General features: G+C 49.1%; 12 protein-coding genes. 3 read left to right on the forward strand and 9 right to left on the reverse strand.

All coding sequences use genetic code 11. From position 1 onward, the window contains the following. The first annotated feature begins 12 nt into the window (after positions 1–12). The gene (locus tag T500_RS0108575; RefSeq protein WP_028907775.1) at positions 13–885 is read left to right on the forward strand and encodes a nucleoside phosphorylase; all 873 of its coding nucleotides are present in this window, start codon (positions 13–15) and stop codon (positions 883–885) included. Between the two features lie 41 nt (positions 886–926). Further along, positions 927–2,270: a tRNA uridine-5-carboxymethylaminomethyl(34) synthesis GTPase MnmE gene (mnmE, locus tag T500_RS0108580; RefSeq protein ID WP_028907776.1), complete on the forward strand. Its 1,344-nt coding sequence runs from the start codon at positions 927–929 to the stop codon at positions 2,268–2,270. Between the two features lie 355 nt (positions 2,271–2,625). Here mnmE and T500_RS0108585 read toward each other — a convergent pair whose 3' ends face one another. The 7 genes from T500_RS0108585 to T500_RS0108615 form a co-directional block, all read right to left on the reverse strand. Then, the gene (locus T500_RS0108585; protein ID WP_051611971.1) at positions 2,626–3,144 is read right to left on the reverse strand and encodes a flavodoxin; all 519 of its coding nucleotides are present in this window, start codon (positions 3,142–3,144) and stop codon (positions 2,626–2,628) included. A 45-nt stretch (positions 3,145–3,189) separates the two neighbouring features. Beyond that, on the reverse strand, positions 3,190–4,224 hold the full coding sequence (locus tag T500_RS0108590; RefSeq protein WP_028907778.1) for an aldo/keto reductase: 1,035 nt from the start codon (positions 4,222–4,224) through the stop codon (positions 3,190–3,192). Between the two features lie 13 nt (positions 4,225–4,237). After that, positions 4,238–4,804 carry a flavin reductase family protein gene (locus tag T500_RS0108595; protein WP_028907779.1) on the reverse strand — a complete coding sequence of 189 codons (567 nt, stop codon included), beginning with the start codon at positions 4,802–4,804 and terminating at the stop codon, positions 4,238–4,240. Positions 4,805–4,813: 9 nt separating this feature from the next. Further along, positions 4,814–5,779, reverse strand: a complete 966-nt coding sequence (locus T500_RS0108600) for a carboxymuconolactone decarboxylase family protein (RefSeq protein WP_196243492.1) — start codon at positions 5,777–5,779, stop codon at positions 4,814–4,816. Between the two features lie 102 nt (positions 5,780–5,881). Next, positions 5,882–6,601: a flavodoxin gene (locus T500_RS15595; RefSeq protein ID WP_230580880.1), complete on the reverse strand. Its 720-nt coding sequence runs from the start codon at positions 6,599–6,601 to the stop codon at positions 5,882–5,884. Positions 6,602–6,632: 31 nt separating this feature from the next. Further along, positions 6,633–7,979: an amidohydrolase family protein gene (locus T500_RS15600; RefSeq protein WP_080694841.1), complete on the reverse strand. Its 1,347-nt coding sequence runs from the start codon at positions 7,977–7,979 to the stop codon at positions 6,633–6,635. A gap of 53 nt (positions 7,980–8,032) precedes the next feature. After that, a complete protein-coding gene (locus T500_RS0108615) occupies positions 8,033–8,968 on the reverse strand; it encodes an aldo/keto reductase (protein ID WP_028907781.1) in 936 nt (311 codons plus the stop codon). 150 nt (positions 8,969–9,118) lie between these two features. Here T500_RS0108615 and T500_RS0108620 point away from each other — a divergent pair, with 150 nt between their 5' ends. Next, the gene (locus T500_RS0108620) at positions 9,119–10,012 is read left to right on the forward strand and encodes a helix-turn-helix domain-containing protein (protein WP_028907782.1); all 894 of its coding nucleotides are present in this window, start codon (positions 9,119–9,121) and stop codon (positions 10,010–10,012) included. Positions 10,013–10,454: 442 nt separating this feature from the next. Here the strand turns inward: T500_RS0108620 and T500_RS0108625 are convergent, their stop codons facing one another. Both T500_RS0108625 and T500_RS0108630 read right to left on the reverse strand, forming a co-directional pair. Beyond that, positions 10,455–11,492 carry an ABC transporter permease gene (locus T500_RS0108625; protein ID WP_028907783.1) on the reverse strand — a complete coding sequence of 346 codons (1,038 nt, stop codon included), beginning with the start codon at positions 11,490–11,492 and terminating at the stop codon, positions 10,455–10,457. Between the two features lie 5 nt (positions 11,493–11,497). After that, the gene (locus tag T500_RS0108630) at positions 11,498–12,541 is read right to left on the reverse strand and encodes an ABC transporter permease (RefSeq protein WP_028907784.1); all 1,044 of its coding nucleotides are present in this window, start codon (positions 12,539–12,541) and stop codon (positions 11,498–11,500) included. Position 12,542 lies beyond the last annotated feature (1 nt).

Below are 12,542 nucleotides of genomic sequence, written 5' to 3' on the forward strand. Positions count from 1 at the left end.
TACATACAGTCTATGAAGAAGAATTTTCCAGAATCAGAACTGATTATCAATGCCGATGGTTCATGTTTCCATCTGCATCTGAAGCCAGAACAGCTAGCTGACAAGGTGGTGCTGGTAGGCGATCCAGCCCGAGTAGACACCGTTGCAGCTCATTTCGACTCGAAAGAGTGCGAGGTTAGCAGCCGCGAGTTCCACACCATCACAGGTATGTATAAAGGCAAACGCATCACCGTACAGAGTCACGGTATCGGCTGTGACAATATTGATATCGTAGCCAACGAGCTCGACACGCTCGCCAACATCGATTATAACACCCGCGAGGAGAAAGCCGAACATCGCACTCTCACTATGGTACGTATCGGTACCTGTGGCGGTTTGCAGCCCAACACCCCTACCGGATGTTTTGTAGCAAGCGTAAAGAGCATTGGTTTTGATGGTTTGCTGAACTACTATGCCGACCGTAACAAGGTGTGTGACCTGAAGCTTGAAGAGGCCTTTAAGCAGCACATGAATTGGAACCCCATCAAGGGTGCTCCTTACGTATCGGTAGCCGATGCTGAACTCATCGACCGCATTGCTAAAGATGATATGGTTCGTGGCTATACTATCTCGTGTGGTGGATTCTACGGCCCTCAGGGTCGCGTGCTGCGCGCCAACATCGAGGATCCCAAGCAGAACGAGAAGATTGAGAGCTTTGAGTATGACGGCTTGAAGATCTGCAACTTCGAGATGGAGTCATCAGCTCTCGCTGGTATGGCATCGCTGCTGGGTCATCGTGCTATGACCTGCTGCATGGTTATCGCCAACCGCTACGCCCAGAAAATGAACACTGAGTACAAGAACAGTATCGATACCCTCATCGAGAAAGTACTCGAACGTATCTAAAGCTCAAAGTTCAAAGCTCAAAGTTCAAAGCTCAAAGTTAAATGAACGAAACGATTTGCGCACTCGCTACCGCCCCAGGCGGAGCAATAGGAATCATAAGAATCTCAGGTACTCAAACACTTGAGATTCTTTCTCGTGTATTTACCAAGAATCTCACACAAGCCCAGCCCAACACCATTCATTATGGACATATCAAGAACGGCGAAGAGATTGTCGACGAGGTTCTAGTGAGCGTATTCCGTGCTCCCCACTCTTATACGGGCGAAGAGAGCGCAGAGATTTCGTGTCACGGCTCACGTTATATCCTGAATAAGGTATTAGCATTGTTGATAGCCAACGGTTGTCGCCAGGCTGGTCCAGGCGAATTTACCCAGCGTGCCTACCTGAACGGCAAGATGGACCTCTCGCAGGCAGAAGCTGTAGCCGACCTGATAGCCTCAACCAATCAGGCCACCCACCAGATTGCAATAAGTCAGCTACGTGGTCATTTTTCGTCAAAACTGGCACAGCTGCGCGAACAACTGCTCAAGCTCACCTCACTATTAGAGTTGGAGCTTGATTTCTCCGACCACGAGGATCTGGAGTTTGCCGACCGCAGCGAGCTAATGGATATAACGAAAACGATTGACAACCACATCACCCGTTTGGCCAAAAGTTTCGAAACAGGCCAGACACTTAAGCAAGGCATCCCTGTGGCCATTGTGGGTAAAACCAACGTGGGTAAATCTACCCTTCTAAATCGCCTTCTAAAAGACGATCGCGCCATTGTGAGCGACATTCATGGTACCACCCGTGATACCATCGAGGACACCATCGACATTAATGGCATCACCTTCCGCTTTATCGATACTGCAGGTATCCGTCAGACCCAGGACGAGGTAGAACAGATAGGTATTACCCGTACTTACGCTGCTATCGACAAGGCCCGCATCGTACTTTGGTTGATTGACACAGAACCTTCAACAAAAGAAATTAACGATATTACACAACGCACTGAAAACAAAAAACTTATCGTTATTAAAAACAAAGCAGACAAAACAGATAACAATAGTTACAATCTGTTAAATCTTCCATTTATCACCATCAGTGCCAAGTTTGGTACCGGTATCGAGGAATTAGAGCAAGCCATCTACGAGGCAGCCAATATTCCTGCCCTGACAGAAAACGATATCATTGTTACCAACGCTCGTCATTACGACGCTTTGGTGCGTGCGCACGACAGCATTCAACGTGTGATTGACGGTCTCCAGATGCAACTTAGCGGCGACCTCCTGAGTGAAGATCTCCGCCAAGCCCTTGACACCCTCGCCGAAATCACCGGCGGCCAAATCACCCCCAACGAAGTTTTAGGAAATATCTTTAAAAACTTCTGCGTGGGAAAGTAGATTACGACTAATTGATACACAGGCTTTACATCGTTTTGTTAGAGTATTTTAACAAGTAAGTAAGAATTAATCAAGATTAAATGTAATTACCTATAGGTCAGCAGATTAACACATTTGCTAATCAAGTTTTATTATTACATTCTGCATAAGATTTCGTCAGAAGTGATGGAAAAAACATTCAAAAATCTGCAAATATCTGAGACTCATTTTCAGGGTTGTTTACACCCCATATTTGCAGATGTTTGCAGATTCTAAAATCGCATCAATTCATAGAATGCTCTTAGCGATATTTGTTAAACAATTTAACAAAATAGTACGTCTGTGCCATTTTTTCGTGACACGGACGTTACCAATCTTACAATCCTTTCACCCAAGTTTCTAATTCCTTCTTGCTTGTCCTGTTCAGGAGTTTACCCTCCTTCCATGTTATATCAGGATAGGCAGCCTTCAAATCCTCGCAAGCCTTCTTAATACTGCTGCCGCCAGAGGTGGCGAAAGGAATAACGGTCTTGCCCTTGAAGTCGTAAGACTCCATAAAGGTGTTGATGATGGTCGGAGCGGTATACCACCAAATGGGGAAACCAACATAGACCACATCATAGTCTTGCATATTCTTCAACTTATCGGTGATGGCAGGACGAGAGTTCTTGTCCTTCATTTCTACTGAAGAACGGCTTTGTTTGTCACGCCAATCGAGGTCTGCATCTGTGTATGGATATTCAGGCTTGATCTTATGCAAGTCAGCACCTACCACTGCTGCCAGTTGCTCAGCTACTCCCTTGGTCACACCAGATGCTGAGAAATAAGCTACTAATAAGTTCTTCATCTCTTTCTTTTCTTGTTTCTGCGCACAGGCCGTGAGGCTGAATGCCATTAATGCCGTGCAAATAACTGTAATCAGTTTCATATTGTCTTCTATTTACTTGTTCTTTGCTGCCTTTACCCATACAGGCTCTTCACTCATGGCTGGCTTATTGACTGCCATCACACCTGAGAGGTTGTGGGGCACGTATGGCTCTTCTATATAGCGGATGTCATCGGCGGTCAGACGGACATCAAGCGACTTTACGGCACCTTCGATATGGTGCAGCTTGGTGGCTCCCACAATGGGTGACTCCACCTTGGTCAGCAACCAGGCAAGGGAAATCTGAGTCATCTCCACATCATAGCGATTGGCCAGTTCCACTACGCGATTCACGATGCGGTTGTCCTGCTCAGCGGTGGCATCGTATTTGAAGTGCATGAACGAGTCTTCGGCCTGGCGCTTCGAGGTCTCACCTGGGCGCTTGGCCAGTTTGCCTGATGCCAGAGCGCTGTAGGGTGTCTGTGCGATGTTGTCTTCACGGCATAAGGGCTGCATCTCGCGCTCCTCCTCACGCATGATCAGGTTGTAGTGGTTCTGCACACTGATAAATTTTGCCCAGTCGTGTTTCTCTGCCAGTGCATTCATCTTCGCCAACTGATAGGCATAGACGTTGGCGATGCCGATGTAGCGTACTTTGCCTTGGCGCACGGCCTCATTCATGCCTTCAAGAATCTCCTCGGCAGGCGTCTTGTAGTCCCAGATGTGGTAGATGTACAAGTCCACATAGTCCATGCCGAGGTGCTGCAGGCTGCTGTCGATGTTGCTCAGTACATGCTGCCGACCATCGATGCCGTTCGTGATTTCCTCCTCTGTGCGAGGCAGGAACTTCGTGGCCACCACCACGTCTTCGCGGCGTGCCATATCCTTCAGCGCCCTGCCCACGAACTGCTCCGAAGTGCCCAGCTGATAGGCTATCGCCGTGTCGAAGAAGTTCACGCCGAGGTCGAGTGACCGACGAATGATTTCGCGTGTCGGCTCTTCGTCAATCGTCCACGAGTGCTGTCCGATACTGGCATCTCCAAAGCCCATGCAGCCGAGGCAAATGCGCGACACATTGAGGTCTGAGTTTCCAAGTTTTACGTATTCCATATTGTTGCTTAAGTTATTTCAAAGTTTCACCATACGCCTTACCCATCTTCACGCAGTCACCAATAATGTCGCCTGTGCGCAGGTATTTATAGGTGGGCATCTCGAAAAGCACGGGTTTCAGTTTTGTGTAGTCAGGCTTTCCCTTCTCGTCGAGCATTGTTTCTTCGACGTAGGTATTGAGAATAGTGCAGATGTAGTTCTTAAAGCCGTCAATCTCGTATGTATCAATGACCTCGCACTCCATTACCAGTGGCGATTGTTCGATGACGGGCATACCAGCCTCGCCCAGATGATAAGGCAGCACGCCCGACTTGTCCGTTTTTGCCCCGCTTACTGTTCCCGTATAGTCTGCAGCAGCCACAAACTGCTCGTCGATTATGTTCACCGACAGGCGTTTGGTCTCGTCGATGGCCTTGATGCTATGGTGTGAAGAATGGATGCTCAGCAGCATTTTCGAGTGGCTGACGATACCGATGTGAGCCACCAACAGCCAGTTTACTTTCCCTCCTTCTCCTATGGTTCCTACAACCGTGGCTGGCGTGGGATAGAGAGCCAGTTTCTGTCCGATGTTCTGTTTCATATCATTCCTTTATTTCAGTTTGTTATACACTTCGTCAGTCACAGGCTCAAGCCACTCATTCGAGGCTCCTTCCTGAGCATCACGGTGATAAGTAAGGTGTTGGAACCATGAATCTTTTGCGGCTCCGTGCCAGTGTTTTACCTCTGCAGGAATGGCGATGACTATGCCAGGAGTCATCTCGACGGCATCCTTGCCCCATTCCTGATACCAGCCACGACCACTGACACAGATGAGTACTTGTACTGCTTTGTGGTGGATATGCCAGTTGTTACGGCAGCGAGGCTCGAAGGTAACGTTTATAACACCACCGCCAACGTCAGCCAGATAACTCCGACCGATGAAATACTTGCCGTAAGGGTTCGGTTCGCCTTTCGGCCATTTGCTACGCAAGGTATACCCCTCGCTGTCGAGCCAGGCACAGAGTTCATCAACCAGTTCCTGACTATTGCCCATGTTCACGGCTCCCTGCTTGTGGGCAGCCAGTTGTGGAGCAACACCTTCGAGACCACTCAGGGCAGCAACGGTCACTATCTCGCGGTCGGCAGCAGAGAGTTGGTCGCTGGCGAAGATGTCACCGAAGAGGTGCGACTTTAGATAGTAGTCATCCTGCGGACAGAAGTGGTAATCGAAAGAACGGCCAGAGAGTTTCGTCTGCACCTCTGTACCTTGCTTCAGAGCTTTTGCAGCGTCATCCCATATTTCAGGACGTTTCCAAGGCTTTCCTTCCTGCCATGAGGGCTGTTTGTTATCCAACACCTTATTTAGAACGCCTAATGCATTCAGCGAGCGTGGAAAGCCCGTGTAGGCATAGAGCTGTGAAAAAGCCTCCTTCAGCTCATTGATAGTCACGCCGTTGTCGAGTGCCATCTTCACAGCAGGCTCCAACCGTTCTAAATCACCCTGTGCCATCAGGCAGGCACATGCTGCCAATCCCTTTTGTCTTTCGGTCATCGTCTGACCTTGTATTGTCGCCATAGTCATTACTGCTATTATAAATGTTACTATTCTTTTCATCTGATAATCTTAACTTTGTTGAACTTGCTCACGTTCGGAAATTAAAATGAATTTTCATTTCTCTCACTTAATCGCAACTTTTTTCCCATCTTTAATCACAATCCCCTTTTGTCCTACCAGAGCGAGAGTGCCCTGCAGCGTATAGACCTTTGACTTTTTTACGTCAGACTTAACATGGCTGATTCCTGTCGTAGATGAATGAAAGTTCTGTGTCGGCAGCCAGTTCTCAATCAGCGAATTGCGGTTGGAATGGTTGCTGGCATTAATCCCAAGCGCATCACCTGCCCATGTCACATTGGGGAGCAATCGCTGGGCATCTGCCACTACGCCGCTGATACCACTCGAATGACTCGACACAATCATCGCCACCGTCTTGCCAGCCAATTTTGTTCTGTTCTGGAAGAGGAAGGTCTGCATAATAGCCGCCATCTGGCTCCACCAGAGCGGAGTCACGATGATGATATTTTGATAATCATCGATACTGACAGTCACGGGGTCGATGGCTGGATAACTGCTTGCATCGTTGGGATTCGCCTTAATGGCGTTCAGCAGTTGCGTACCCAAGGCATAGTTGTTCGCCTCATACCTAAGTCCTTTCTCTGCGGGTTGAATCTCCAATTGGTCAGCCGTAATCTGACTGGCAAGGCTGTTCACTATCGCCTTGCAGTTGCCCGTGTAGCTGTAATACACAATTAGCGTCTTGGCCATGTGGGCCTGATACTGATTTGTCTCTGCCTTCACCTCGCTGTCCGACGAACAGCAGGTCAGCAGCAAAGCTGTCATAAATAGTAAAAAAAGTCTCATATATTACGTATTATTTAACTCTCTTGAAAATTCTGCTCATCGTCTCAGTGGCGAGCGGTATGAGGTCTTGCAGTTTCAGTGACTTCACCATGTGGAGTGTGCCCTGCTTGTATTTCTGGAAGTGCGCGGTCTGGATGTGGTGCTGATAAGCCTGTTGCGAAGCGTAGATTTCAAGGATTCTTATTTGAGTGCTGTCCTCCTTCATCTGATTTGGGAAGAGACAGAGCACACCGGGCTCTTCGGCCAAGCTCTTCTGCTGAATCTCTATTGCAGCAGTGAGATAGGCTTCGAGGTGTTCAGGATGTACTTCTATCTCGGCAATGCGAACGAGCATCGTATCTTTATGCTTTTTCGCTGTCGGTTTGTCGGAGGACAGTCCCAACAGCCATTCGGCATTCTTGTGGAGAATCATCTCGCGATACGCTGCAAGGTCTGGCTCAGTATTCAGGTACTGTTGCATGCGCTGGAGGCTCTGGGTGAGCACCTGCGGGGCGACGTAGGGATAGTCGGAACCATAGAGCAGATGGTCGGGCGTGGTGATGGTGAGCAACATGCGGATGACCTCTGGCGAGTGGGCACCGGCGAGGTCGTAGTAAAGGGCTGCGAGGTTGGCATCCCAGTCGATATCGCCCACGAGTTTATTAGCTTGCATCACGGGAGTTAGCGACTGCATGCGCGACACCATCAGCGGCAGATAGGCTCCGCAATGCGGCACTACCACCTTGACGTTGGGGTAGCGAGCCAGCACATTACGACTGATCATATTCGACACGGCACGGGTGGTCTCTGAGAGATATTCCTGCATGGCGAGGGGTGTCTGCTGCATCACCTGTTTGTTGACGGGGTCTGGACGATGTGGATGCAGGATGACGAATGCCTTACGTTCATTGAGGAACGAGAAGAGGGTGTCGAGTTCTGGGGCACCCAAATACTGACCATTGACGTTAGTGGCCAGTTTGATACCGTCGGCACTCAGTACATCCAGAGCATAGCGGGCTTCCTCGATGGCTGCATCTACATCGGGTAGTGGCAGAGCTGCACAGAAGCGGAATCTGTCAGGGTGCTCGTATTTCAGTTTGGCTGCTGCCTCGTTGGTGGCACGTACAACCTTCGCAGATGTCGGCTGAGGAGCCGCTAATGTCAAGACTGATGTATGAATACCCGCTTCGTCCATCCACTTTAGTTGCGCCTCTGCATCCCACTTCGGAAGAGGAAAGCCCTCGTCCAACAGCCTTCCCTCCTTGTCGAGGGCAGACATAAACTCAGGTGTGATGATATGCGAGTGCATATCAATCACGCCCTGAGCCTGCATCATCGTTGCAAACAGCGTTGCTATAATCGTTGTCCTTATTCTCATAAAAGTACTATCTTATTTTATTTCTCATCTCCCTTTGGAGGGGTTGGGGGAGGCTATTCCATTGAGTGTTCCCAACCTCCGCGAGTATCAATACCTGTAGCATCTGCGAGAGCTTCGAGGCGTGCAACTTCCTCTGAGGTCAACTGAATCTTAGCGGCCTCGGCAGCCTCGATGACGTGACGCTCTTTGGTGGCTCCGATAATGGGCTGTGTTCCCTTGGCGATAGCCCAGGCGATGCCGATCTGCGAGCACGATGCACCGTACTTCTTACCGATGGTGGTCATCTCATTAGTGAGGGCTTCAAGCTGTTCTAGCACGGGGTTATACTTCTTGCCTCGGTCGCTCTCTGCGGGCAACGGGTTCTCCTTATTATACTTACCAGAGAGTGCGCCCTGTTCCAGTACCATGTAGGCCCAGAACTCAATGCCGTTCTCCTTGCAGTAGTCCAGCACACCACCTTTCTCACTCGAACGGTAGAGCAGTGAGAAGTGGTTCTGCACGGCACTCACCTTAAAACCTGCCTCGCCCAGAATCTCGTTGGCACGACGTATCTCAGCGATGTTATGGTTCGACACGCCTACGCGCTTCACCTTGCCTGACTGCAGCAGGGGAATCAGTCCTGGTGTCCAACGCTCCACGTCCATCGGGTTGTGAATCCAATACATGTCGATATAGTCGATGCCCATGCGATCAATTGAAGCGAGAGCCATTTTCTCAACGCTATTTTCATAAACCTCTGCCAGCTGCGGGGTAAACTTAGTTGAAACCTCCACATCCTCGCGCTTCTCGCCAGCCACAAACGAGCCAAGAATCTTCTCCGACTCGCCCATGCCATACACGGTAGCCGTGTCCCAGAGGTTTAGTCCGTTCTTCATAGCCGCGTCGAATACGGGCTTCAAGTTCTCTACGTCGGTCTTGCTGCCGAATACTGCGTCTCCTCCAAATGCTCCTGCGCCCCAGGCCCAGGTTCCTAATGCGATCTTTGCCATAATTTTCTAATTGTTTTGATTTGATGGTGCAAAGGTACGGGGATTTTTGCAACTTCTGCCTAACTGATTTACTGATAAATCAACCCAAATTACGGATTCTACCAATTTTACATCTTTGTCTCGCAAAAAATGTGTACCTTTGTACCCGAAATGAAGCAAAGTTTGAATGTTGAATCAGTTAACGACTACGCCCGCTATGTCGGAGCAGAGGAGTTGCATCCGCTCGTCTCGATTATACATTACGACGAGCTGGAGCACTGTCGCCATTCGCTGAACAACTATCAGGTGTACGGTGTGTTCTTGTTGCAGGAAAGCCCTTACACCATTACATACGGGCAGGGTCACTATAGCCACAGTTCTGGTTCGTTGCTCTGTGTGGCTCCAGGGCAGACGGGAGGTGTGAGCGACAATGGTGAAATTATACATATTAAAGGATGGGTACTACTGTTCTCGCCTGAACTGCTTCACGGCACAGACCTCGGACGACGCATAGATGACTATCATTTCTTCTCCTACTATGAAAGCGAGTCGTTGCATCCTACGCCAGAAGAACAAAGAACGATAGAAGTATGCTTTAAGATGATTCGCAATGAACTGCGTTCTAAACCAGACAACGAGCATCTGCGCCGCATCATCATCGCCTACCTCGAACTGATACTGGAGTATTGCGCTGGATTCTATGAGCGTCAATTCAAGACTGAGATTACAGCAGACAACGACCTTCTGAAACGCTTAGATGATTTACTGAAACACTATTACAGCGAAGGACGGCAGCGCAAGCTCGGCCTGCCCACCGTCCGCTATTGTGCTCAGGAGCTGTTCCTTTCGCCTAACTACTTCGGCGACCTTATCCGTCAGGCTACAGGCGAGACAGCCACAGCCATCATCCGCAACTTCGTGATGCAACGAGCCACCGCCTATCTGCACGACGGAAAAACCATCTCAGAAACTTCTGAAATCCTCGGTTTTGAATATCCACAACATTTTACTCGTGTATTCAAAAAAAACTTCGGTCTCACTCCCAGCGAGTTTTTAAGGAAGTAAGTCATTCCAATTGCTTTTCTTTTTAAAAGGCACAAAACTGAATGCACACATTTGAGTATATTATATAACCTTGCACTAAAGCAGGTTGGATAATATGCAATACAATTTCAAAAAACACTACTACGATCCATACGATAGTTTGGACGCAGCATGGAAAGCAAGAATCTCACACGATTGGCTTTCCGTAGGAAAAGCGGCTCTCCTTTCTGGATTCAGCCGCCAGGACATTAACAGAACTATGCCAAGATGACTTCAAGGAAAATGATTGAGGCTATTGTGAAGATCGAATAGTACAATTCTGAGAAAAATCGGCGGTAATTTTAGTTTACTGCCGATTATATAATCCAGAAATACAGAACACATTAGCGTTCAGTGGAGATTCACACATGCCAAGACATCTACATAGAACAAATAATTGTCACAAAGATCTACGGCATCGACCTTATGAATTCTTTTTGTAGCTCTGTACGGCCCAACAACCCATCAGCGTACCGATGCCAGCAAGGGCTAAGACCTGATGGGCAGTTTCGTGCAGCCCACCACCACGGATGAAGACGGTGCGGATGGCATCAATGAAGTAGTGCATGGGGTTGATATAGGTGGTCAGATAAGCCCACTGGGGCATGGATCGCGTAGGGGTGAAAAGTCCCGACAGCAACATGATGCTCACCACAAAGAACCACATCACGAACATGGCCTGCTGCATGGTGTCGGAGTAGTTGGACACGATGAGTCCGAAAGAAGAGAAGAACAGCGCCAGCAGCATAGCAAGCACGTAGATGAGCCACACGGGACCAGCAGGTGTGATGCCATAAACGAACCACGCCAACAACAAGCACACGGTGATGACAAACAGCGCAATGAGCCAGTAAGGGATAAGTTTGGCGAGGATGAACGACCACTTGGAAACGGGCGTAACGTTGATCTGTTCGATGGTACCAGCCTCCTTCTCACCAACGATATTGAGTGTGGGCAGGAAGCCTGTCATCAGCATCATCACAATGGCAAAGAGGGCCGGAATCATGAAGAGTTTGTAGTTCTGTTGTTTATTGTAGAGGGTAAGCACGGAAGCGGCTGAGAGCGTTGAGACAGGAGCACTGACTATCTGCGAGAGATAGGCGCTGCCCATTGACCCCTTGGTGCCGTTGACGGCATTGGCTGCGATGAGATACTGGCCATCGCGAATCTCTAGAATAACATCAGCCCTACCCTTCTCGATATCCTTCATCGCCTCAGCATAGGTAGCCTTCTGTCCACCAAAAATAAAGTAGTTAGAGGCAGCAATTTTCTGTACTACCCGCTGCGACTCCATAGTATGGTCGATGTCAACCACATCAACCACGATGTTCTTCACTTCCATCTGCATCACCCACGGCATCACGCACATGATGACAATTGGGAACATGACAATGAGTTTGGGCAGAAACGCATTACGACGTATCTGCAGGAACTCTTTTTGTATGAGATATTTCAGTGTCATATCAGTTACTCCAATCTTACATTAAACTTCTTCAGCGCTATGGCCAGCAGCACCACCGTTATACCCGCCAGTACAGCTACCTCGTGAGCCACTTCGCCAATGCCCACGCCCATAATCATCAGCTTGCGCATAGCCTCGATATAATAACGTGGTGGAACCACAGCAGATATCCATTGCAGAATCGTAGGCATCGATTCAACAGGAAACAGCATGCCCGACAACATGACCACAGGCATGAGTAACACCATAGCTGATAGCAGCAGGGCCACAAGTTGCGTCTGTGCCATGTTAGAGATGAGCAGTCCCAGCGAGAGCGCCAGCAGGATATAGAGGGTGCTCACAGCCAGAATCCAGAACAGCGAACCAGCCAAGGGTACTCCCAACACGAAACGTGCCATCAACAAGATGGTAATAAGGATGCCGAAGGCTAGTACCAGATAAGGCACTGCCTTAGCGATAATCACCATCAAGGGGCGCACGGGCGATACCAACAGCACCTCCATAGTACCTTTCTCTTTCTCGCGCACGATGGATATCGAGGTCATCATGGCACAGATGAGCATCAACAACATACCCATGATGGCAGGCACGAAATTATAAGCAGACTTCATCTGGGGGTTGTATAACAGTTGAGAGTGAATCGTGGAAAGTGAAGAGTTGGCAATAGTCTGTCGGGCGTAGGTGGTCCATTGCTGCGCCATATTAGGGTCGCTGCCGTCAACCATCATCTGCACGCCACGACCCTGTGCAAACACCAGTGCCATATCGGCCTTTTGGCTGCGGATGAGCTGTTCGGCATCCTGCGGGGTATTCACCATCTGAGTGATAACGAAGTATTCCGATTGTGCCAGTCGTTCTACAGCCTGCTGCGTACGGGGCGACATTTCAGAGGTGATTACCACCGTGCGCACATTCTTCACATCAGTGGTGATGGCGAAGCCGAAGAGCAGCATCATCACTACGGGCATACCAAAGAGTATCAGCATCGTGCGCTTGTCACGCAGAATATGTTTGGTTTCCTTGATTACAAATGCTATAAACTGTTTCATA

Source organism: Xylanibacter ruminicola Ga6B6 (assembly GCF_000687715.1).
Lineage (GTDB): Bacteria > Bacteroidota > Bacteroidia > Bacteroidales > Bacteroidaceae > Prevotella > Prevotella ruminicola_B.